At 58.5% G+C, this 22878-nt stretch carries 15 protein-coding genes and 1 tRNA gene; 1 reads left to right on the top strand and 15 read right to left on the bottom strand.

Translation table 11 applies throughout. The annotated features are described in order from the left end of the window. Position 1: 1 nt before the first annotated feature. The 8 genes from FE795_RS15585 to FE795_RS15550 all read right to left on the bottom strand — a co-directional run bounded on the left by FE795_RS15585 (position 2) and on the right by FE795_RS15550 (position 12090). Complete coding sequence (locus FE795_RS15585) at positions 2–913, bottom strand: ABC transporter ATP-binding protein (protein ID WP_219235241.1); 912 nt, start codon at positions 911–913, stop codon at positions 2–4. Continuing rightward, positions 897–2237, bottom strand: a complete 1341-nt coding sequence (locus FE795_RS15580) for a nitrous oxide reductase family maturation protein NosD (protein WP_230406217.1) — start codon at positions 2235–2237, stop codon at positions 897–899. The genes FE795_RS15585 and FE795_RS15580 overlap by 17 nt, the downstream gene beginning before the upstream one ends. 7 nt (positions 2238–2244) lie before the next feature. Beyond that, on the bottom strand, positions 2245–4149 hold the full coding sequence (gene nosZ, locus FE795_RS15575) for a TAT-dependent nitrous-oxide reductase (protein WP_045929507.1): 1905 nt from the start codon (positions 4147–4149) through the stop codon (positions 2245–2247). 62 nt (positions 4150–4211) lie between these two features. After that, positions 4212–6473 (bottom strand): NosR/NirI family protein, encoded by a 2262-nt coding sequence (locus tag FE795_RS15570; protein ID WP_219235239.1) that lies wholly within the window; start codon positions 6471–6473, stop codon positions 4212–4214. 172 nt (positions 6474–6645) lie between these two features. Next, positions 6646–7740, bottom strand: coding sequence for a tRNA 2-selenouridine(34) synthase MnmH (gene mnmH / locus FE795_RS15565; protein ID WP_003805083.1), 1095 nt, complete (start codon positions 7738–7740; stop codon positions 6646–6648). Next, entirely contained in the window at positions 7740–8774 is a 1035-nt protein-coding gene (gene selD / locus FE795_RS15560; RefSeq protein WP_003805081.1) for a selenide, water dikinase SelD, read from the bottom strand. Before selD ends, mnmH begins: the two co-directional genes overlap by 1 nt. Positions 8775–8844: 70 nt before the next feature. Next, a complete protein-coding gene (locus tag FE795_RS15555; RefSeq protein WP_003805079.1) occupies positions 8845–9933 on the bottom strand; it encodes a hypothetical protein in 1089 nt (362 codons plus the stop codon). A gap of 174 nt (positions 9934–10107) precedes the next feature. Next, a complete protein-coding gene (locus tag FE795_RS15550; RefSeq protein ID WP_003805078.1) occupies positions 10108–12090 on the bottom strand; it encodes a ligand-gated channel protein in 1983 nt (660 codons plus the stop codon). A gap of 529 nt (positions 12091–12619) precedes the next feature. Between FE795_RS15550 and FE795_RS15545 the strand changes: the two genes are divergently transcribed. Continuing rightward, positions 12620–13402: an aldolase gene (locus FE795_RS15545; RefSeq protein WP_003805076.1), complete on the top strand. Its 783-nt coding sequence runs from the start codon at positions 12620–12622 to the stop codon at positions 13400–13402. A 64-nt stretch (positions 13403–13466) separates the two neighbouring features. Here FE795_RS15545 and FE795_RS15540 read toward each other — a convergent pair. The 7 genes from FE795_RS15540 to fdnG all read right to left on the bottom strand — a co-directional run bounded on the left by FE795_RS15540 (position 13467) and on the right by fdnG (position 22714). Further along, positions 13467–13562, bottom strand: a tRNA-Sec gene (locus FE795_RS15540). A gap of 87 nt (positions 13563–13649) precedes the next feature. Continuing rightward, positions 13650–15569 (bottom strand): selenocysteine-specific translation elongation factor, encoded by a 1920-nt coding sequence (gene selB / locus FE795_RS15535; RefSeq protein ID WP_003805074.1) that lies wholly within the window; start codon positions 15567–15569, stop codon positions 13650–13652. Then, the gene (selA, locus tag FE795_RS15530; protein WP_059318176.1) at positions 15566–16984 is read right to left on the bottom strand and encodes an L-seryl-tRNA(Sec) selenium transferase; all 1419 of its coding nucleotides are present in this window, start codon (positions 16982–16984) and stop codon (positions 15566–15568) included. Before selA ends, selB begins: the two co-directional genes overlap by 4 nt. A gap of 84 nt (positions 16985–17068) precedes the next feature. Then, positions 17069–17995: a formate dehydrogenase accessory protein FdhE gene (fdhE, locus tag FE795_RS15525; RefSeq protein WP_059318177.1), complete on the bottom strand. Its 927-nt coding sequence runs from the start codon at positions 17993–17995 to the stop codon at positions 17069–17071. A gap of 77 nt (positions 17996–18072) precedes the next feature. Next, the gene (locus FE795_RS15520; protein WP_003805069.1) at positions 18073–18726 is read right to left on the bottom strand and encodes a formate dehydrogenase subunit gamma; all 654 of its coding nucleotides are present in this window, start codon (positions 18724–18726) and stop codon (positions 18073–18075) included. Beyond that, complete coding sequence (fdxH, locus tag FE795_RS15515) at positions 18719–19636, bottom strand: formate dehydrogenase subunit beta (RefSeq protein ID WP_003805067.1); 918 nt, start codon at positions 19634–19636, stop codon at positions 18719–18721. The genes FE795_RS15520 and fdxH overlap by 8 nt, the downstream gene beginning before the upstream one ends. Positions 19637–19639: 3 nt before the next feature. After that, complete coding sequence (gene fdnG / locus FE795_RS15510) at positions 19640–22714, bottom strand: formate dehydrogenase-N subunit alpha (RefSeq protein WP_153008905.1); 3075 nt, start codon at positions 22712–22714, stop codon at positions 19640–19642. Positions 22715–22878: the final 164 nt, after the last annotated feature.

Genomic DNA, 22878 nt, shown 5'->3' with positions numbered 1-22878 from the left:
CTCAGTAATCCTCGCGCTTTAAAAAGTGCGCATAAAGCTCGTCCAAACCGGGGGACTCCAGCTCCAGATCCTTCAAGCCAGGCAGGGTGTGCGCCTCACGCAGGATCTGGATTTTTTCCGCTTCAGTGCAATGACGCTCCAGGCGGTTTGTGCCTATGGGTTTCCAGTGCGGTGGCACAGGGTCCGGTATGCGTTCCACGGTCAGGCGAATGCGTACCGGCAAGCCGGCATGCTGGCGCAGGTCGGACAAGGTGCCGTCTGCAATTTTGCGGCCCTGCTGCATCACGATGATGCGATCGGCCAGTCGTTCCATTTCTGCCAGCGCGTGGGTGCTGAGCAGGATGGTGGCCCCGGCATCGCGCAGTTCTTGCACGATCTCGTAGAACAGCAGACGGGAGGCCGGGTCCAGTCCGGTTGTGGGTTCATCCAGCAAAAGCACACGGGGTTTGCCCAGCAGGGTTTGGGCCAGTGCCAGCCGTTGGCGCATGCCTTTGGAGTACGTGCCTACGCGTTTGTGAGCCGCTTGGGCAATGCCGACACGTGCCAGTAAAGCCTGGTTGTCACTGGTCGGCAGCCCTTTGAGGCGGGCGTAAAACGCCAGTGTTTCGGTGCCGGTCAAGGCAGGGTGCAAGGCGACGGTTTCAGGCAGGTAGCCGATATGGGCTCGCAGCCGGACAGCCTGGGATGAACCCGCATCGTGGTCCAGCAAGGTGACCTTGCCTTCATCGGCACGGATCAGGCCCAGAATCAGTTTGATGACAGTACTTTTGCCTGCGCCATTGTGGCCAGCCAGCACCGTGCATTGGCCGGGGTAAAGCTCGAAGTTCACCGCGTTGGTAGCGCGCTGCTGGCCATACAGTTTGCTGACATTGGACAGCGAGACAGGGGCCGGGCGGTTATTGGATGGAGTCATGATGGGCCTTGTAGCGCTCCCAGACGGGATTGTCGGGCGCACGCATCAGCGGTGCGCTATCGATGATGCCGCCGGGCAAAATGGCAGGAAATTGGGTTTGCGCCCAGCGCACAATGGAAACGGCGGGGCTGTTCAAGAGCACGCGGGCCGAAGGGGCTCGCCACACCAGTTGTTCAATCAGGCCATTGGGGCGATAAGCGGTGTCACCGATGCCGTCACCGTTCAGGTCAAAGGCGCTGTGATCGCTCCAGTAATTGCCCCGGTCCTTGCTGGACCACTCCAGGTAGCGGGTGCCCACATACTTCACCTGATTCTGGTTCTGGATGAAGGCGTTTTCCGTGATCTCATTGCCTTCGGAACCGGCGGTGTAGTGCACCCCGATCTGGGTGTTCTGAATCAGGTTGCCGGAGATCTTGTTGAAGTTGGCGTTGTAGAGAAAAACGCCTTTCTCGGCCCCGTCCACGATATTGTCGGTAATGGTCGATTGCTGGGCGGCGTTGAGCATCAAGCCTTGATGTGTGCTGTTGATGCTGATGTTTTCACGTACCGTCAGGAACTGCGAAAACATCAGGGCATAAGCAATGTCATTGCCTATGGAGACATTGCTGCTGACCTCGCTGTTATTGGTGTACATGTAGTGCACCGCATAGCGTAGCTGGGTAAAGCGGTTGTGGCTGAACACATTGTCGCGGCTGGTATTGGAAAAAATCCCGTCGCGACCCCAGGAAATATCGTTGTACAAGATGCGTGAGCCGGGGGAGTTCCAGACGGTCACGCCATTGCCACGCTCATTCAGACGCAGCTCTTTATTGCCCACGATAGTGTTGTGCTGCACCAGCGCGTTGTGGGGCCCCCAGACATATACCCCCACCAGATTGTCGAGGATGTCGTTGTTTTCGATCAGGGCGTTATGGGCGGGCTTGTCCAGGAAGATGCCCGCATCCATATCCGGCAGGCTCAAGCCGGAATTGCGCACGGTGATCTGACGTATCTGCACATCTTCCGCCTGGACCCACACCGTGCGACCTTCACGTTCGCCCATCAACACGGCTTGCCGGTTGCTGGGGCCTTGAAGCGTCAAAGGTTTGTTCACGATGATATTGCCCTGATACGTGCCGGGAGCCAGCATCAGGATGTCGCCGGCTTGGGCGGCATCGATAACGGCTTGCAGCGCGGTATCGGCAGGCACCTCAATGGTGGCCGCTTGAGCAGCCAGACCACTGGCCGCAAAGGCCAGGATCGTAAGCGGCTTGAAGGCCAGCCTCAGCACCAGGGTTGGGCTGAGGCATCGTGCACGGGCGGGGAGCAGGCGGAAAGGCTTCATGTCACCGTCAGGCTTTGGGTTTCACATTCATCTGACCGGACATTTCCATGTGCAAGGCGTGGCAGAACCACTGGCAGTAGTACCAATGCACACCGGGGCGAGAGGCCGTGAAGGTGACCGAGCTGGTTTGCTGCGGTCCAATTTCCATGGCCACGCCATAGCCAGACAGGGTGAAGCCGTGGGTCAAGTCTTCGATCATTTCCATATTGGTGACTACGACGGTGACTTCATCGCCCTGATTGACCTCAAAGCTGGGCACGGAGAACACGGGTGCCACGGCAGTCATGTAGACCCGAACCTTGTTGCCATCCCGGATGACCTTGGAGGCACCTTCCAGGGTGACGCCATCTTTCTCGGCCATCTTCCGTGCGCTGTCCCACCATGGATCGTCGCGAGTCCAGACGCGCTTGGGTCGTACTTTTTCGGCGGCAACCAGCAGCATGTCGTGCGGTTCGGCAAAACTTGGGCCATCGTGGACCAGCTTCATCACATCGCCTGAAATGTCGATCAACTGATCGTTCTCGGGTTTGAGCGGGCCTACGTTCAGGAAGCGGTCTTTGGAGAACTTGTTCAGCGACACCAGCCATTTGCCATCGGCCTCTTTGGTCTCGCCCATGGTGGTGTGGTTGTGGCCGGGCTGGTAGTGCACGTCCAGTTTCTGGATGATGGGGTCTACGTCCTTGCCCTGATACGCCTCGATGGCCTTGGCAATGTTCCACTTCACGATCTGGCTGTCGATAAACAGCGTGGTGTAGGCATTACCGCGGCCGTCATAGGCCGTGTGCAGTGGGCCTAGGCCCAGTTGAGGTTCTGCCACTACGCAGTCGCGTGGTTTGATCTTGTCGGCAAACAAGTCATCCAGGCGGCGCACGTCGATCATGGTGACGGTGGGCGAGAGCTTGCCGTTAAAGACCACGTGGATGCCATCGGGGGAGGCATTGCAACCGTGGGGGGAGTTGGGTACGGGGATGTAGCGGGTGTAGCGCGAGCCTTTGCGGCCATCCAGCACTTTGACGCCCTGCATTTCTTTGAAGTCGCCTTTCTTGACGCCGTCTTCAATGGCTTTCAGGTTGAACACCACGGCCCAGTCCTGCTCGTTGGCGCTCATCTCGCCTACATCTATTCCCTTTTCGGAGTTGTAGCAGGTGGAGAACGCGTACTTGCCCTGGTAGTCGGCGTCGCAATTGTCCAGGTTGCCGTCCACGATCACCTGCCAGGCGATTTCCATGGTGTCGCCATCAATGGCGGTAAACACCGAGAAATAGTTTTCCTTGGGGTTGCCAAAGATTGTGCCGTTATTGGGCAGGGGGACGATGTGCTCGCCGTTGCAGAACACATAGCCGGTGCGTGGGTAGCGTTGCGGGCGCAGGCCGTGGATACCGTCGGCATTGGGAATCTCAATGATCTTGTCGCACTTCATGACATCGCAGCGCACGCGAGCCACGCGGTTATTGGCCTTGTCGTTGATGTAGATGAAGCGCCCGTCATAGGTCCCGTCGGTAAAGGACATATGGGGGTGGTGAGCATCGCCATTGGGCAAAATGCCGCCCAGGGAGTCTGCAAACGCCAGGGTTTCAGGCGTCAGATTGGCGCGCATGATCTGGCGGCTTTCGTTGGTAATCCCCCAGCCGGTGGCACTACAAATATTGAAGATCGGGATGCGCATCAGTTCGCGCATGGAGGGCAGACCCATGATGCGGATCTCGCCGGACTGACCACCGGAATTAAAGGCGTAGTACTGGTCCAGCTCGCCCGGCTCAATATGGGCGCTTTGCCCGTTCGGCGCCTTTTTGGTATCGGCCAAGGCATTGCCAATGTGGGTGGCGCTGACCACAGCAGCGCCGGATAAGGCGGCGGTGCCCAAAAAGGCGCGGCGGCTCAGACCCTGTTTATCCTGCTTGTTCTCGGACATGGTGTGATTTTCCTTGTGTGTGATGACGTGACCGACTTGGCGCTGGGGCGCGCCCAGGCGTCTCACGGCGTGGCGGGGGTGGAATCGGTACTGTCTACGCTGCGTGGACGCACGGTAGGGCGGGCAGCAGCATCGTCTTGCAGCGAGCTGGCAACGGCAACGGGGGCCGGTTTATCTCGCTTGCGCTTGGCGATCTTTTGAATCAGGTGCGGGCATTTTTTCTCGTGGTGATACAGCATCTGGCAATTCAGACACTGGATACATTCGTTGGGGTTGATGGGGCCTTCGGGCTCGATGGCTTGTACGGGACAGTCGGTCGCACAGCGCTGACAGGGGTTGCCACACATGGGGTAGCGACGCAGCCAGTCAAAAATGCGCAGGCGGGCGGGGATGGCCAGGGCAGCGCCCAGGGCACAGAGATAGCGGCAGTAAAAACGCTCGATGAACAGGCTGGCAATCAGCAGCAGTACGGCAAAGATCGTGAAGGGCCAGTCGCGGATGAATTTCAGGATGATGGCGGTCTTGAAGGGTTCGACTTCGGCCATCTTTTCGGCCACGGCCATGTCGTACAGGGCAAAGCCAAACAGCAGAATGAAGGTCACGTACTTGATGGCTACCAGCCGTTTATGGGCGCTGTAGGCCACCTTGATCTGGGGAATGCGCAGGAAGCGGGCCAGCTTGTTGGCCAGCTCTTGCAGTGCTCCGAAAGGACAGAGCCAGCCACAGAAGGCGCCCCGGTTCCAGAAAATCAGGGAAATGGCGGTAGCAATCCACAGAATGAAGACCAGTGGATCCATCAGGAAGTATTCCCAGCGGAAATCGGTGCGCAGGGCGTGGGAGAACGTCAGTACATTCACCACGGACAATTGGGCCGAGGCGTACCAGCCAATCCAGACCAGGGAGAACAGCAGAAAGCCAATACGAAAGCGTCGGTAGAACACCTCGTGTTTTGTCAGCGTGTCCTGGAAGAAGAAGACTCCGCCCAAGGTCAGCAAAGACACCAGCAGCACGGCAATTTGTACCTTCTTGCCAGCCCAGATTTGCTTGTACAAAGGCTCGCTGGCGGTTTCCAGGTCATCGTGCTCTGCGGCTTCGGGGGCCGCTGCAGCGGCTGCTGGAGGGGGCGCCGTCAAATAGGAGTCAGGAAGCTGGTAATTCAGGTTCAGCGTGACAAAGGCTTTGTCTTTGACGCTAAGCACACGCTGTACCAACAGTTGCAGTCGCCAGGGTAAAACAGGATCAAAGGTGGCGGTAGCAGGGATCTTGAACAGGGCGGCTTCTTTGAAATCCGGAGCACCTGCGGCTTTCACGCCGGGCAGACGTTGGTGATCCAGGTCGGTGAAGTGAAAGCTGTCCAGGTCCTGGATGATTTCGATGCGGTCAAAAATCCCGCCTCGCACATAGCCCGATCCCTTGAAGGAATACAGCCCATTGCCCACGACCAGCATGGCCTGCTGGCCGGGTTTCAGTTCTTGTTGCAGGTAGTTGTAATCGGCCTCTCCCAGCAGGCTTTGACCGATGCTGGGCACGCTTACCAGGGCAACGTACAAATCGATAAAGGTGTCTTGCGGGTCGCCCTCCTGGGGGTGGGCAGCGGCCTCGCTGCGGCCGCTGTCCTTAAAGGCCTGGTTGATATCGGCCACACTGACATGCAGGCCTTGGACAGCGCCGCTTTGGAGCAGCTCGTCCCAGCTGGACAGGGTGTGGTTGCGGGTGTCTATGCTGCGTTTGACGGTGGCCTGCGCCACGGCGGGAGCGGCAGGCTGGCCTATGCCTTCTTGCCGGCCGAGCAGTTGGGAGGAACGCATGATGCTGTCGCCCACCACCATCAGGGTCACGGTAGCGCCACTGATGATGTCAACAGGAGGCGGTGCGCCCGGTTTAGGCCGGTTCTTGATGTAGTTCTGGCCGATATAGCCTTGAATGAACGCCTCTACCCGGGACTCGGGGATGCCGATCAAGACAATGGGTTCGTGGTGTTCCAGCAGTCTGGCAGCGACGATGCTGCCTTCCATGTCCAGAGCAACCAGAGTATCGATGGGAAAGCTGGAGTAGCCGCGGGTGTTGACGATATCGGTCGTCACATACACATACCCTAGTTGTTCCTGATCCTTAAAGACTTTGGATACAGGCAGCTTGCCTTCCGGCTCGCTGGCATGTGTGGCGGCGGGGAAAATCTCATTGAGGGCAATGTCCGGCAGAAAATGGGCAATGCGCGAAGTGGAGTGGGCTGCGGGACTGCTTAAACAGGCGGCCAGAACAAAGAGAAGGAGCCACAGCGTGCGCAACTGGACATGCCGGACCAAGCATTTGAGGGACTTCATTTCGTACCACCTGCAACAAGATTCTTGCAAGATGGTAGGGGTTACCCTTTGTTTACTCGTTGTGTCAGCGCAAGGACAGATTCTGACAAGCGTGGGCGCAGGCCCCGCTCAGGCTGCCCGCGCTTGCGTGAAAAGATGGACGGCCTTGCTGTGGACGGGGCGGGCGCCTGGATCAGGCCGGGTGACGCAAATAATTCAGCACTGCCTCGGCGTCACCCTGAAAAATGACGCGCTCGGCTTTCTGTTGGCGTTGATAACTGTACATAGGGTCGTAATATTGCGTCAGCAAGCCGCCAATCCAATCGCGGTGCCCATCCAGTGCGCCACTGCGTTCCTGCTCTTGCAAGGCAGCGTCCATGATGGCGGAGAGCTGCTGGTAGCGTTGATGCCCCAGTCGTTTGGTGATGCGCGACAGGCTTTGGCGCAACTGCGCCGCAAACAGGGCAAAGCCCGTTTGCGGGTCGTGTTCTTGGGTGAACTCGGCATGCAGGTTCTGAACATAGTCGCGCACAATGCGCGTGATCCGGTTTTCCAGACTGTCTTCCAGCCAGATGATCGGCCAGTGCTGCATCCCGCGATACAGGCTGAGCGGCAGGCTGCAACGTCCTATGGTTTGACTTTCATCTTCCAGTACAAAGCGCTGATGTCCTTGGTTTGTCTTTTTCAGCATGGCGATGGACAGACGATGTTCAAAGTCGATCTGACTGGGCTGGCCGGTGGCATGTTTGCCAAAGCTGGAGCCCCGATGATGCGCATAGCCTTCGAGGTCCAGGCTGTGTTCAAGCTGTAGCAGCACATCGGTCTTGCCGGTGCCTGTCATGCCGCCCAGCACCTGGAACTGGGCCTTGCTGACGGTTTGTTCCAGATTGTTCAGTAAAAAGCCGCGCATGGCTTTATAGCCCCCTACCACACGGGGGTAGAGGATGCCTGCCTCTTCGCGTAGCCAGGTTTGTGTGATCTGGCTACGCAGGCCGCCCCGAAAGCAATAGAGGTAGCCTTCAGGGTGCGTCTGTGCAAACTGCACCCAGGCTTGCAGACGGGCTGCTTTAATGGAACCGCTGACCAGTTTGTTACCCAGGGCGATGGCCGCTTGCTGACCATGCTGCTTGTAGCAAATCCCGACTTGATGACGTTCTTCATCGTTCATCAGGGGCAGGTTCAGTGCGCCGGGAAAGGCCCCTTTGCTAAATTCGACCGGAGCGCGAGCGTCCATCAAAGGTACATCATTCAGGAACAGCTCGCGGTAGTCGTGGGTGTCAGGGCGCATCAAGCAATTTCAACAGCGTAGGTGTTGGCGGGGATGAATTCCCCGATGGCGTCCAGTTTCAAACCCAGTTCGGCCGCCATGGTCATGAATTCGGCCGTGGCAGAAGGCTCCACAGCGATCAGCAACCCACCGCTGGTTTGCGGATCGCACAGGATGTTGATCTGGTCCTGGCTGATGGTGGCAATGCGGTGGCCGTAGCTGTCAAAGTTACGTTGGGTTCCGCCGGGGACGCAGCCTTGTTCCAGATAGTATTCAATGCCGGGCAACAAAGGGACGCGGTCCAGATTCAAACGGGCAGTCAGGCCGCTGCCATCGGCCATTTCAATCAGGTGACCCAGCAGACCAAAGCCCGTTACGTCCGTCATGGCTTTCACGCCGGCCAGTTGGGCAAAGCGGCTACCGGGCTTGTTCAGCGTACACATCCAGTCGCGAGCCAGATTCTGGTCTTCGGGGCGCAGCTTGGCCTTTTTTTCGGCTGTGGTCAGAACACCGATGCCCAAAGGCTTGGTCAGATAAAGCTGACAGCCCTCGGTGGCGGTGTCGTTGCGCTTTAACTGTGCTTTATCCACGACGCCTGTAACGGCCAGACCAAAAATAGGTTCGGGCGCGTCAATGGAGTGGCCTCCCGCCAGGGCAATGCCGGCAGCATCGCAGGCGGCGCGTCCGCCACGCACCACTTCGCGCGCGATTTCCGGAGACAGCACGTTGATGGGCCAGCCCAGAATCGCAATCGCCATGATCGGCTTGCCACCCATGGCATAGATATCGCTGATGGCGTTGGTAGCGGCGATGCGCCCGAAGTCATACGGGTCATCCACGATGGGCATGAAAAAATCAGTGGTCGAGACGACGCCTGTTTCCTCGTTCAGGCCGTACACGGCGGCATCATCGCGGGAGGTATTGCCCACCCACAGATTCGGGTCCAGATTCTGGGCGCCACTGCCGGCCAGGATAATGTCCAGTACCTTGGGAGAGATCTTGCAGCCGCAACCGGCTCCATGGCTGTATTGGGTCAGACGAACGGGGGTATCCATGAGCACGCACCAGGAAATAGGTTGAAGGTGAAATGATACTAAATTGCCTGTGGGTCCTGCAGGCTTTTAGCTAGGGGAAGGGGAGCGGACGGACACGCTGCGCGAGCTGGTCGGTGGCCACCCATTGAGCAAACTGCTCGCCCAGGCGCTGGCTTTGTTCCACCGAGTTTTGCCAAGCCTGACGCCGGTCTGCATCCGATAAACGCTTGTAGTCGGACCGGCTGGGAATTTTGCACTCGTTCAGCCGCTGATAAAAGCGGGGTGTGGGACAGAGCAAAACCAGCTTGTCCAGGCTATGTGGCCGACGTGCCTTTTGCCAGCGTGGCAGGTATTTGTCGAACCAGCTGGCACTGATGTTCTGGGTGAAATGGGGAAACAGGCTCAGGCCGGGGCCCTCCAGATCCAGTGCGCAAAAGTTGTAATCGACCAGACCGCCATCCCGGTAGAGCCCGGCAGGCCAGTTGTGAGCGGCATCCACCCCGTCAATCACAAGTGGTATCGCGGTGCTGGCTGCCAGGGTCTCGAACAGATTGTGTTCGTCCAGCGCGGCATAGCGAGCCTGTTTTCGATGCTTGTCCTCAATCGGCAAGGGGCTGCGGGTGTCATGCACAATGACCCGCTCAAAAAACCAGTGAGGGATGGCAGGATGGACATAGTTTCCGACCATGCAGCCCAGCAAGGCTGCGCCGAGCTGCCTGGGGTTCCGAGAGCTGGCCCAGCCTTTGCTGCGTGCAACGGTGATGGCAAAGCGATAACGTGGGTGGTTCAGGATGGCCGCCTGGGCGTCCGCGTTCCCCAGCAAGGTTCGGAGCATGCCCTGCGTCGAGCGCGTAATGTCCGCCACGGTGGATTGGGGCATAAACGGGCTGTGTATGTAAAGCTGGGCAAAGTCCGCAAAGGCTTTGTAGGGATCGTTCTGGGCGGCGCAGGCAAAGCGCCAGGAGGCAATCGAGCTGCCAAACAGCCAGAGCGGCTCGTCATGGGTGTTGAGCCAGTCTCCAAACAGATACTGATCCAGCCCGGTCAGTGCCAGGGCCTTGGGCCCTCCGGCGCTGCCAATCAGCGTGCTGATGTCTTTGGCATGCAAGCCATGGTTTTGAATGTGACGATAGGCATGAGGGCCAGCATAGATCGCAAGATCAGGCTCGACGGACGACAAGGTCAGCTCCCGACTGTGGTGACTCAGGCGCCAGAAAACTGGCGAACAAGGCTTTAGTCTAGCGCTGTTGGGGCGCAAGGAAGCGCTTATCTGTCGGGTAAGAGGTGCGAATGCCGTGGAGAAATAAAAATGGCCGGCACCCGAGGTGCCGGCCATTGGCGGGGGGCAAGGTTTTTAGAAACGCAGGCCTACGCCCAGCCAGTAACGGCGGCCATCTTCCACGTAGCTGTAGTCTTCATAACGGACTTGTTTATCCAGTACGTTGTAGATGCCTGCGTACAGGTCTACGTTCTTGTTCAGCTTGTAGGTGCCGCCCAAGTCCACGAAGGTATAGGACGGAGCGCGTGTGCTGGAAGAGGAAGCCGAGCTGACTGGCTCGCTTTCTTTGCCACGGTAGTTCACGCGTGCCCATGTGCTGATCTTCTCGGTCGGGCGCCAGTCCAGGCTGACATTGGCCATGTGCTTGGGCATCTGATTCAGAGGCTGACCTTCGTTAGGACCGCTCTTTTGCTTGGAGTCGGTGTAGGTATAGTTGGCCTTCAAGGTCCAGTCCTTGGCCAGATCCCACGTGAAATTGGTTTCAATGCCGCGAGTGACTGCCTTGTCCACGTTTTCGTAGGTGGTTGGGTTGGAACCAAACTGGTTGGGACCGTCAGTGCATTTGGTGCTCGGGCACGACACGCGGGTGATCTTGTCCTTGAAGTCGTTGTTGAACAGGGTCACGCCGGCAGAAAAGCCTTCCAGCGTGTCATACATCACCCCAAATTCCTGGGACAGCGATTTTTCTGGCTTCAGATCAGGATTGCCGTACATATTGCCACCGCGGCTGACCTGGCCCCAACCGGGGATGGTTTGCCGCAAGTCGGGGGCACGAAAGCCTGTGGACACCCCGCCTTTGATCGTCCAGTTGTCGGTGGCCGACCACACACCATAAATACGAGGGCTGACGTGCTTGCCAAAGTTTTCGTCGTGGTCGTAGCGCAGGCCGCCAGTCAGGGCAAAGCGGTTGGTCAGGCTCCACTCATCTTCCATGAACAGCGCCCACTGGGTGCGTTTGATGCGGCTGATGCCCGTGGTGAGCTGGTTACCGGTTTCATCGTTCAGCTTCTGATGCTGGTAAGAAGCACCGATAGTCAGCAAATGATCCCCCAATGGAGCGACCCAGGCGGTACGTGCATCGGTGTTTTTGATGCGCATATCCCGTGACTTGTTGTTGAAGTCTTCCTGCTGCACGTAGGTGTCGGACGTGGCAAAGCCCCAGTTGCCGTTGTGGGTCAAGGATACTTTCTCACCGCGGTAATCCGTTTCGGAGCTGGCGGGGCAGCCAAAGCGACCGCAAGCGGTACCCGGAGCCACGGGTTCGACGGTTTTACCCAGCGTGGAGTTGTATTTTTGACGCTTGCTGCTGCCTTCCAGCACAAAGCTGTGGTTGTCCGAAGGAGTCAGGCTCAGCTTAGCCCCGACTTCAAAGGACTCACGCTTGCGATAGCCGTTGTAGATATCGTCTTCTTGACGATTGGTCTGCTGACCATAGACTTGCAAACCCAGCAGGCCGTCTTTGATCGGCCCGCCCAGCATGAAGTTGCCTTGGAAGATATCGCCGGAGCGGCTATGCGATTGCAAGGTGCTGTCCAGGCGGACGGCTCCCCCCCATTGCTTGGGCACCTTGCGGGTAATGATGTTGATTACACCGCCCATGGCGTCGGAGCCATACAGTGAGGACATAGGGCCACGCACCACTTCGATACGTTCAATTTCGGTCAGGGGAGGGGTCCAGCCGCCTTCCACACCGGAAGAGTCCGAGTTGGTTCGTGTTTCGGTAGAGCTTTGGCGTTTGCCGTCGATGAGGATCAGCGTGTACTTGGAGCTCATGCCGCGAATCGTAATGTCACGACGGTCGCCACCGCCCGTCACAATCACGCCGGGTACATCTGACAGGGCGTCGTAGGCATCGCGGTAAAACTTGTTTTCCAGGTCCTCGCGGGTAATGACGGTAATCGAAGCCGGAGCTTCTTTAATATCCTGCTCAAAGCCCGAAGCGGTTACGACAACAGGGCTAAGTTGAACGGGTGTGCTGTCTTGAGCAACTGCACCACTGGCAGCAAAAACGCTTGCCAGAACGAGTGGCAAGCGCTTTACGGTAAAGAGAGATTTCATTGACGACTTCCAATTTGTGTCTGTTTTTAGCGTGTGCTGCGGTTGCCTTGCTCTTACTGGCCGTATTCCCCGTACAGCGACATTAATGATACCCATTCTCATTTTCAATTCAAAAGCAAAATGCAGTATTGGTATTAAAAATGAGAATAATTGCTAAACGCGTTGCTGGGTTGCAACATAACTGTAACGTCAACGGCGGAAGGCGGAGAGCACCACGGTCAAGCGGTCAGCGTTGGCAGCCCGAAATCAGTCTTGAAAGCCTATGGTTCGTAAGGAAATAGGGTTTCCTGATTGACAGGATTTGGCTTTAAAGGAAACATGCTTGCTTGAAGAAGTAGTCAGAACAATTCCAAACAACACGCTCTTCATCTCGTGGATACGGCCCATGCTGTATCAGCCTTCACAGCAGTTCTTGGCCTGGGCCAGGATCGCCATCACTGAAGCGACTTCTTTTCAATTGCGCAGGGGCCTGGTTCAAGCACGAGGCTCTGTGTCTTTGGATGCTCCAGGCTGTTCACAAGGAATACTCATGACTACGACGATGGATTTGTCCAAATCAACGTTGATCGCTCGCGCGCAGGAACAGATGCAGGCTCAGTTTCAGGTTCCGGAACGCAGTGTTAGAGAAAAGTTGGCCCTGACCTGTCGAATTCTGTTTGACGGCGGTCATGACTCCGGCTTGGCGGGACAAATTACAGGGCGGGGCAAGCAGGAAGGTACCTATTTCACCCAGCAGTTAGGCTTGGGCTTCGATGAGATCAGTGTGTCCAATATTTTGCTGGTGGATGAGGACCTGAGGGTTCTGGAAGGGCAGGGCATGCCTAATCCGGCGAACCGCTTTCACTCCTGGGTGTATCGCGCACGACCCGACGTCAATTGCATTATCCATACCCATCCTTTGCATGTGGCGTCCTTATCCATGTTGGGCGTGCCTTTAGAAGTCTCTCATATGGATAACTGCACGCTGTACGAGGACTGTGCTTTCCTGAAAGACTGGCCTGGCGTGCCTGTCGGCAATGAAGAAGGGCAGATCATCTCCCAGGCCTTGGGTAACAAGCGTGCGATTTTGCTGGCGCATCACGGCATGTTGATTGCGGCCGGCTCCATCGAAGAAGCCTGTGTGCTGGCCTTGCAGTTCGAGCGTGCCGCGCGGATGCAGTTGCTGGCTATGTCTGCCGGGCAGATCAAGCCGATTCTTCCGGAGCTGGGGCGAGAGGCACATGACTGGATCTTGCGCCCTCGCCGGTCCGAGATTGGCTTCGAGTATTACGTGCGCAAGGCTTTAAAGCATCATGCCGATGCACTTGAGTAAAACCCAGGGGTGAATAGTCTTGGGGGCGTTTGAGATCGCAGGCGATCTCTCGCTCAAAGGCAGGTGGCGGAAAGCAGCAGGAGTCGAACCTACCTGGGAACGTCTGACGCCCCCAACCGGGTTTGAAGCCCGGCCGTGCCACCGGGCACGGATGCTTTCCTTCAAGAGGCCCTATCATACGTTAGGGCCGGTCAGGCTTCAACGATCGGGGAGCCGTCTGCTTCGGCACCCACTTCGCGCTTTTGGTTCAATCCGCTGCTGCCCAGGCCTCGCCTCGTAAAACATGGCGATCACGCACCCGTCGTGTATAGCCGATACGATCAAAAAACTCCAGAATCTGAATGGCCCGTTTGCGGCCCAATCCGGTTGCGTCCCGAAACTGGGCGGCGCTGACTCCTTGACCCGTGTGCAGTTCCTCGACGATGTGGGCCAGAGCCGCAATCTGACGACGGTGGTAGAACAGATCATGCACGACCTGAAACAGTTCGCCTTGGCGGACCAGTCGGCGCAGCACGTTGCGCGTCTGCTCCTCGGGCGCCTCGGTTTCTTTGGCCAGATCGCGTGTCCAGGGTGGATCGAAGCGGCCAGCGTCGATTAACGGCAGCAGGGCTGCGGCCAGGATTTGATCATCGGGACTGAGCGTGACGCGGTGCCCTGGGGTATGCAGCCAGGCACCCTGTCGAGCCAGGCGCTGTTCTGCCAGCAGATGCTCGCTTAAGAGTTGCCAGACCGCGTCGGGCATGGTGGGTGCCGCCATGCGGCGCAAGCGGCTGACGGACAGGCCCGGTTCGTCCGGATAGCGCTCATGAAACTGCAGCATCACGCTTTCTACGTGTTGGCAGAGCGCTTCCAGGCGTGCATCACCGAGCAAAATAGGCTGACTTTGTGGGCGGGACCCGGTGTGCCAGCGGGCGTTTGCAGGAGCGATCAAGCGGTGCTGCGTTCCACCCGACAGACGTAGGAGCGTTGCTTCGTCCAGGCCGTAAGGTGCGTGGGCCAGCAGGCCTTTCAGTGGTCCGCCGCGCGCCCATTGTGCCAGGGCGTCCAGCCAGGACAGTCGTGTCGTAGAGCGTCGTTTGCGGTCTGGTGCGTTCGGGTCCAGCACAATCCCGCCACCGACTGTTTCGCTGGCCTGTGCGTTGCGCAAGATAAAGCGTTCACCGGTCATGGAGCAGATAGGTCGGTCAAAGACCAGTTGAACCTTAGCGGTCTGACCGGCTTGCAAGGCGTCGCCCTCCAAAGGCACGGCATGGGCTGTCAGGTGCGCGGCGCCCAGGTGCACATGCCAGGGCGACCAAGTACGCAAGGCGGGCATGTCCTTGTCCAGCAGGCTCAGTTCCACGTCGATACGTGTAGAAGGGATAAAACAGCGGGCGTCGGCCAGCCAGTCGCCACGCTCGATATCCTGCACATCGATCCCACCCAGGTTCAGGGCGCAACGCTGTCCGGCGCGGGCCTGGCGTGAGGCCCGGTTCTGAGCATGAATACTGCGTACCCGTACCGGCGTGCCGCGTGGCATCAGGTGCAGGTCTACCGGGGGGCCATCCAGATCCAGCGTACCGTCATGCACGGTGCCGGTCACCACTGTCCCGTGGCCCTGCAAGGTGAACACACGATCAATGGCCAGACGGAAATAACCTTGCCCTTCCTGCCGGGTCGATTGCATGGCCTGCGTATGCAGATGCTGGCGCAGCGCTTGCAGGCCGGGATGCTCCTCACTCAAGGCATCCACCACAAAGACAGGTGCCTGTTCCAGAAAGGTGCCGTGAGCAAGCGCTCGTAGTTCCGCCTTGACCGATTCAAGGCGAGCGGTATCGGCCCGATCGGCCTTGCTCAGTACGAGGGCACCGGCATTCAAGCCCAGCAATTGCAGCACGGCCAGATGTTCGCGGGTCTGTGGCATGACACCATCATCTGCCGCCACGATCAGCAAGCCAAAATCAATGCCCGTGGCACCTGCAACCATGGTGTGTACCAGGCGCTCGTGGCCGGGCACATCAATAAAGCCCAGGATCTGGCCGTCGGGCAGAGGCGTGTAGGCATAGCCCAACTGGATGGAGATGCCGCGCTTTTTTTCCTCCTCCAGACGATCGGTATCCACGCCCGTCAAGGCGCGGATCAAAGTGGTTTTGCCGTGATCGATATGGCCTGCAGTACCAACAATCATGCTTGCTCGGGATTCAGTTGTGCGCTGAGCAACGGTTCAGCGTGTTCTTCCAGACAGCGCAGGTCGAGCCAGAAGGCATCTTGCGCAATGCGTCCGATGACGGGCTGGGGCAAACTGCGCAGGCGTTCTTCCAGTTGGGTCAGATGGCGGCCCGGACGGCCCGGCCCTTTGTAGGCAAAGCGCAGCCCGAAGCTGGGCAGCACATCTTCGGGCAACGCCCCGCTGCCAATCTGGCTCAACATGGCAGTGGGTTCGACAGCAAATTGTGTGCCCACCCATTGCTGCAGGACTGGTGCCAAACGCAGTGCCTGGGCGCGCATTTCAGCCGCAGGTCGGGTCAGCAGACGCAGGGTAGTCAGATGCTCGGGCAAGCGCTCTGGCGAACGGTATAAGGCCAGCACGGGCTCCAGTGCTGCCAGCGTGATTTTGCCTACACGCAAGGCGCGTTTGAGCGGGTTCTTCTTGATCTTGGCGATCAGATCGGCGCGGCCTACGATCAGGCCTGCCTGTGGGCCACCCAACAGCTTGTCACCGCTGAAAGTCACGATATCGGCGCCCGCTTCGATGGTTTCGCGCACGGTAGGCTCGGGTGGCAGGCCCCATTGGCTTAAATCAACCAAGGTGCCACTGCCCAGATCGACGCTGGTGGGCAGGCCGTGCTTCTTGGCGATCTGTGCCACTTCCCTTACCGAAACGCTTTTGGTGAAACCTTTGACGGCGTAGTTGCTGCAATGCACCTTCATTAACATGGCGGTGCGCTCGTTGACGGCGTTGTCGTAATCGGCCGCATGGGTACGGTTGGTGGTGCCGACTTCATGTAAAAGCGCCCCGGCGCGTTTCATGATGTCGGGAATGCGAAAGGCTCCGCCAATTTCAACCAGCTCGCCGCGTGACACCACGGTTTCGCATTGGGGACTCAGGGTGCTGAGCATCAGCAGCACGGCAGCTGCATTATTGTTTACGACAGTAGCGGCCTCGGCGCCAGTCAGTTCGCACAGCAAGGGGCTGATCAGGTCATCACGGTCGCCTCGCCCCCCGGTTGCCAGATCAAATTCCAGATTGGCGGGTGAGCGCATGGCCTGGACAACGGCCTGAATGGCGTCCTCTGGCAACATGGCACGCCCCAGATTGGTGTGTAGCACGGTGCCGGTCAGATTAAAGACCGGGCGCAGCTTTAAGCGGGACTCTGCTTGCAACTGTGCTTGCAGGGCTTTGGCGAGCTGCGCGGGCTCCAGATCCTGGGGGCTTAGCGCACCCTTTAACACCGCTTCCCGCAGTGCCTGCAAATGACCGCGAGTGTGTTGACTGAGGCGGGAGTGGCCAAACTGGCGCAGCAAAGGCTGGAACTCTGACGAGCGCAGCAGGCGGTCCAGGGAGGGGATGTGGGCGGGGGAGAGTTCGGGAGTGGGGCTCATCATTCAAAGGCAGGCAAAGTCTGTGGGCAAGGTCTCTCGGCTACGCCTTGCGTGCACGACAGCAAGGCGTAGGGGAATCTTAGCTTAAGACTGCTGCCAAAGAAGGGGATTGCCGCTGGCACGGGAATAACCTGCTTCGCCCATCAAGACATCCAGAGCCAGACTGGCCAGATCATCGGCAACCGGGTCGATGCCCAGCTGTTTTTCCTGATAGAAGATTTTGCGGTAGGTGTGGCAGTTGTCACAGGACTCGGCCTTGATTCCTTCCGGGCCATCCTCGATCGCGTGGTAAGCCACGCCTTTGGTGCTTTCGCAGTGCGAGCAGGTGACTCGCACCAGATGCCATTCCACGCTGCAGCGAGGGCAACACATATAACGGCAACCGTCTTCACGACCACCGACACGCACCACACTGGATACGGGCAGGCTGCCGCATGACGGGCACACGCCAAAGGGGCTGGTGACCGACAGTTGGCCTTCGGTCAGCGAGCAGGCCAGGTGCGTCCAGTACACCTGCAAGGCGGCCATGACAAAAGGGGCCGCGGCGCCCTCTTGTTCCGGCAGTTGTTCGGCCAGAATCGCGTCAGCCAGGTCTTCCAGCTTTTGCGGATCGGACTGGGCTGCTTTCAGCAGGCCCTGGCAGACCTCTTGCGCGGGAGCGGGCACGTCCGGGTTCTGGATCATGTGATTGAGCAGGTTGCTCAAGATGCTGAGCCACTGCGGATCGCGCTTCCAGCCCGAGGCCAACAAGGGCGGCATGCCGTGCCGTTGGGCCGTTTCCAGCACATCAGCGGGCAGCTCAGTGGGGGAAAGGGCGCTTAGTTGCGTGTGCTGGCCGTCCACCAGGTGCGCCAGCAACTGCAGATAGGCGCCGACGGGGTTGTCGGCAGCCAGTTGACGCAGACGCGCCGCCCGGTCCGCAAAAACGCTGGCTCGCACAGGCAGGCGTAGTCGGGGGATGGAGGTGTGGTCCAGACTTTCAATTTCGCCGCGCGGAAGGATGCGTTGCAAGACAGACTCCTGAAAACAAGGCTGCCATGCCCGAAATGGCGCATGGCAGCCGGGTTACTGATAAAGCAGATTACCGCTTATTTGGCGGAACGGCGTTGACCTTTTTCCATTTCCTCACGGAACCAGGCGCGGTGGTGTTTCCAGGCCCAGGCGCGGGTCACCGTGCCGCGGGTCATGGCCTTGACCGAACCCTTGACCCAGATCCCGGCGTAGATGTGCACGATAATCGCGCAAATCATCAGCAAGGCGCAGGCCGCGTGCAGCACGGAGGCCAGACGGATGGCCCAGATGGGGAAGAAGGCGGAAAAGTATTCGCGCCACATCACCACACCGGTTGCCAGCAGGCCAATCATGAAGATTACCAATGCAAAAAACAGGATTTTTTGCCCGGCGTTGTAGCGCCCAACCTCGGGGATACGCTCGTCCTTGGCGTCCAGTACGTCCTTGAAGTGACGCAGCCAGGCTGCGTCACCCTTGGAGAACATATTGTGCCGCACCATGCGGGCCGCAAACAGGAAAAAGCACACAAACATCACCACGCCAATGAATGGGTGAAGAATGCGTGTCCAGGGCCCGCCGCCTAGCAGATGGCTCAGCCAGAACATGGACGGATGAAACAGCGCCAGACCGGACAAGGCCAGCAGCACAAAGCTGATGGCAATGATCCAGTGATTGATGCGCTGACTGGTGGTGTAGCGCTGAATCAGGTCCTTGCGGTTGTGATCAGTCATGGTGGGCCTCCTGGATCTTGCGTGCTTCCTCGTCGGCGCGGCGCTCGTCTTCCTCGTCAGTCTCGTTAGGACCGGTTCGGATGTAGTGGAAGAAACCAATCAGGGCGGTCAGTGCCATGGCCGCGACCCCCAGGGGCTTGGCCACGCCCTTCCACAACGAGACCATCGGGCTGATTTGCGGATCTTTGGGCAGATCGCTGTACAGCTCGGGCTTGTCGGCGTGGTGCAGCACGTACATGACGTGGGTGCCGCCCACGCCGGCCGGATCGTACAGGCCGGCATTGTCAAAGCCACGCGATTTCAGGTCTTCGATACGCTCGGCCGCGTGCTGCTGCATGTCTTCTTTGGTTCCGAAGACAATTGCGCCAGTCGGACAGGTCTTGGCACAGGCCGGCTCCTGACCAACAGCGACACGGTCCGAACACAAGGTGCACTTGTAGGCCTTCTTGTCCTTTTCCGAAATGCGAGGCACATCGAAGGGACAGCCGGTTACGCAATAGCCGCAGCCAATGCAGTTTTCCTCGTGGAAATCGACGATGCCGTTGGTGTACTGCACGATGGCGCCCGGCGAGGGGCAGGCCTTCAGACAGCCCGGGTCCTCGCAGTGCATGCAGCCATCTTTGCGAATCAGCCATTCCAGATCGCCAGCGGGGTTCTCATACTCCGCAAAACGCATGATGGTCCAGGACTTGTCGGTAAGGTCGGCCGGGTTGTCATACACCCCGACGTTGTGGCCGATTTCGTCACGCGTATCGTTCCATTCCATGCAGGCGACCTGACAGGCCTTACAGCCAATGCACTTACTGGTGTCGATCAGCTTGGCCACCTCTCCGCCCACGGGCTCGCGTACGCTGGGCGATGGGGTGGTGGTTGCGGAGAGCCGTTTGATATCAAGTGATTGCAAGGCCATGGCTTACTCCTTAACCTTTTCAAGTTGAACCAGGAAGGCCTTGGTCTCCGGCGTTTGCGAGTTGCCATCGCCTACTGGCGGGGTCAGCGCATTGATCAGGAAACCGGGTCGGGCCAGACCCACAAAGCCCCAGTGCAGCGGGATTCCCACCTGATGGACGATCTTGCCATCCACGTTCAGGGCCTTGATGCGTTTGGTCACCACCGCCACGGCCTTGATGTAGCCACGGTTGGAGGACACCTTGACGCGGTCGCCCTGCACAATGCCCACTTCCTTGGCCAGTTCCTCGCCAATTTCCACAAACTGTTCGGGCTGCACGATGGCGTTGAGCTTGACGTGCTTGGTCCAGTAGTGGAAGTGCTCGGTCAGGCGGTAGGTGGTACCCACATAGGGGAACTTGTCTACCGTACCCATGGCGGCCAGGTCGTCCTTGAAGATACGGGCTGCCGGGTTGGTGATGGCACGAGGCTCATCAGGGCTGAGCGGGTTGTAGCTCAAAGGGCTTTCAAAGGGCTCGTAATGCTCGGGGAATGGGCCTTCCGCCATGCCTTTACGGGCAAAGAAGCGGGCTACCCCTTCGGGGTTCATGATGAACGGCCCCATGCCGTCAGCCGGGTTCTCATCGGCCTTGTAGTCAGGGATATCCGCCCCCACCCAGCGCTTGCCGTCCCAGTGAATCAGCTTGCGGCGCGGGTCAAACGGTTTGCCGTTCAGGTCACAGGAAGCCCGGTTGTAGAGCACCCGGCGGTTCGCTGGCCAAGCCCAGGCCCAGTTCAGCGTCTGGCCGATGCCGGTCGGGTCGCTATTGTCGCGGCGAGCCATCAGGTTGCCTTGCTGCGTCCAGGCGCCGGCATAGATCCAGCAACCGCTCAGCGTGCTGCCGTCGTCGCGCAGTTCGCCAAAACCATCGAGCTGCTCGCCGGCCTTGCGCGTGATCTTGGTCGGGTCCTTGGGATCGACCAGATCGACCAGGGCACGTCCGGAATACTCCTTGGCCAGTTCAGCGGCGGTCGGATCGTCCGGATTGGAGTAGGGCCAGGACAGGTTCAGGATCGGATCAGGGAAGGCGCCGCCTTCTTTCTCGTACAGCGAGCGGATACGCGTGAACAGCGTACTCATGATTTCAATATCGCTCTTGGCCTCGCCCGGTGGGTTGGCGGCCTTCCAGTGCCATTGCAGCCAACGACCCGAGTTCACCAGTGCGCCTTCTTCCTCGGCAAAACAGGTGGTGGGCAGTCGGAAGACTTCGGTCTGGATGGAGGCGGTATCGACATCATTGTGCTCGCCGTAGTTACGCCAGAACTCCGACGTTTCCGTGACCAGCGGGTCCATGATGACCATGTACTTGAGCTTGGAGAACGCACGCAGCAGCTTGGCCTTGTAGGGCGCTGCCGCCAGGGGGTTGAAGCCCTGACAGATATAGCCTGTCATCTTGCCTTCGTCCATCAGCTCGAACACCTGCAGCATGTCGTAGAGCTTGTCTAGCTTGGGCAGGTAATCGTAGGCCCAGTTGTTGTCGGCCTGGGCGGCATCACCGAACCAGGCTTTCATCAGGCTGACATGGAACTTCTTGTAGTTGCGCCAGTAGCTGAGCTGATTGGGACGTAGTGGCTGTTGGGCGCGCGCGCCAATATAGCCGTCAAAATCCTTCTCGGCCTGGTTGGGCAAGGTCAGATAGCCGGGCAGCAGGTTGGACATCAAACCCAGGTCCGTCAGGCCCTGAATGTTGGAGTGCCCGCGCAGCGCGTTCATGCCACCGCCGGCAATACCAATATTGCCCAGCAGCAACTGCACCATGGCGCCGGTACGGATGATCTGCGAACCAATACTGTGTTGCGTCCAGCCCAGTGCATACAGAATGGTGCCTGCACGACCGGGCTCTGCGGTCGAGGCCAGCATCTCACAGACTTTCAGGAATTTGTCCTTGGGCGTGCCGCAGACGCGTTCCACCATCTCGGGCGTGTAGCGCTCGTAGTGTTTGCGCAGCAACTGGTAGACCGAGCGGGGGTGCTGCAAGGTGGGGTCGGTCTTGACGTAGCCGTCCTCGCCCAGCTCGTAGTCCCAGGAGGACTTGTCGTAGCTGCGTTTCTCTTCGTTGTAGCCCGAATACAGCCCCTGCTCGAAGTCAAAGTCCTCGCGCACGATAAAGGGCATATCGGTGTAGTTGCGCACGTACTCATGCTGGATCTTGTCGTTATCCAACAGGTACTTGATGACGCCACCCAGGAAGGTGATGTCGCTACCAGTACGTATAGGCGCGTAAAAATCCGCCACGGATGCCGAACGCGTAAAGCGTGGATCCACGACGATCAGTTTTGCATTGTTGTGTGCTTTGGCCTCGGTTACCCATTTGAAACCACAGGGGTGCGCCTCGGCTGCGTTGCCGCCCATAATCAGCACAATATCCGCGTTCTTGATGTCGACCCAATGGTTCGTCATCGCTCCACGGCCAAACGTCGGGGCAAGACCTGCCACCGTCGGGCCGTGTCAGACACGTGCTTGGTTATCGAACGCCAGAACACCCATGCTGCGGATGACTTTATGGGTGACGTAACCCACTTCGTTACTGCTTGCCGAGGCAGCCAGCATGCCCGTGGTCAGCCAGCGGTTCACCACGGTGCCATCGTCGGCAGTGGTCTGGAAGTTGGCGTCGCGGTCTTCCTTCATCAGCTTGGCAATACGCGAGAAAGCGTCTTCCCAGGAGATGCGTTCCCACTTGTCCGAGCCGGGGGCACGGTATTCCGGATATTTGAGTCGGTTGGGGCTCTTGATGAAATCCACCAGGCCAGCGCCTTTGGGACAGAGTGTGCCGCGATTGACGGGGTGATCGGCATCGCCTTCGATGTGAACCACGCTGGGCTCGGCATTCATGGCGCCGTCACCGCGAGAGTACAGCAGTACCCCACAGGCAACAGAACAATAAGGACAGGTATTTCGCGTCTCTGTCATGCGGGTCAGTTTGTACTGCCTGACTTCCGCCATGGCGGGGGTGGGCGCAGCGCCCAGCAAGACCATGCTGGAGCTGGCCAGCGAGGCCCCCGTCACTTTGAAGAACTGACGCCGATTCATGTTAACCATGCGGCTCTCCAATAGGATGTGTTTTCGTGTTTGAAATCTGCAGGGGGTGGCCTTATGAGCGTTGCCCCTGTTTTATAGTTGAACAGTATAAGCGTTGAGCGTATGCCTTACTGTCCAAAGCGCGTACCAAATTGATCAAGGACAATCTTGATTCTATTGAGGTT

This window comes from Alcaligenes ammonioxydans (assembly GCF_019343455.1).
Taxonomy (GTDB): domain Bacteria; phylum Pseudomonadota; class Gammaproteobacteria; order Burkholderiales; family Burkholderiaceae_B; genus Alcaligenes; species Alcaligenes ammonioxydans.
Note: the sequence above shows the minus strand (reverse complement) of the source record. Positions and strands in the feature narration are given on the sequence as shown.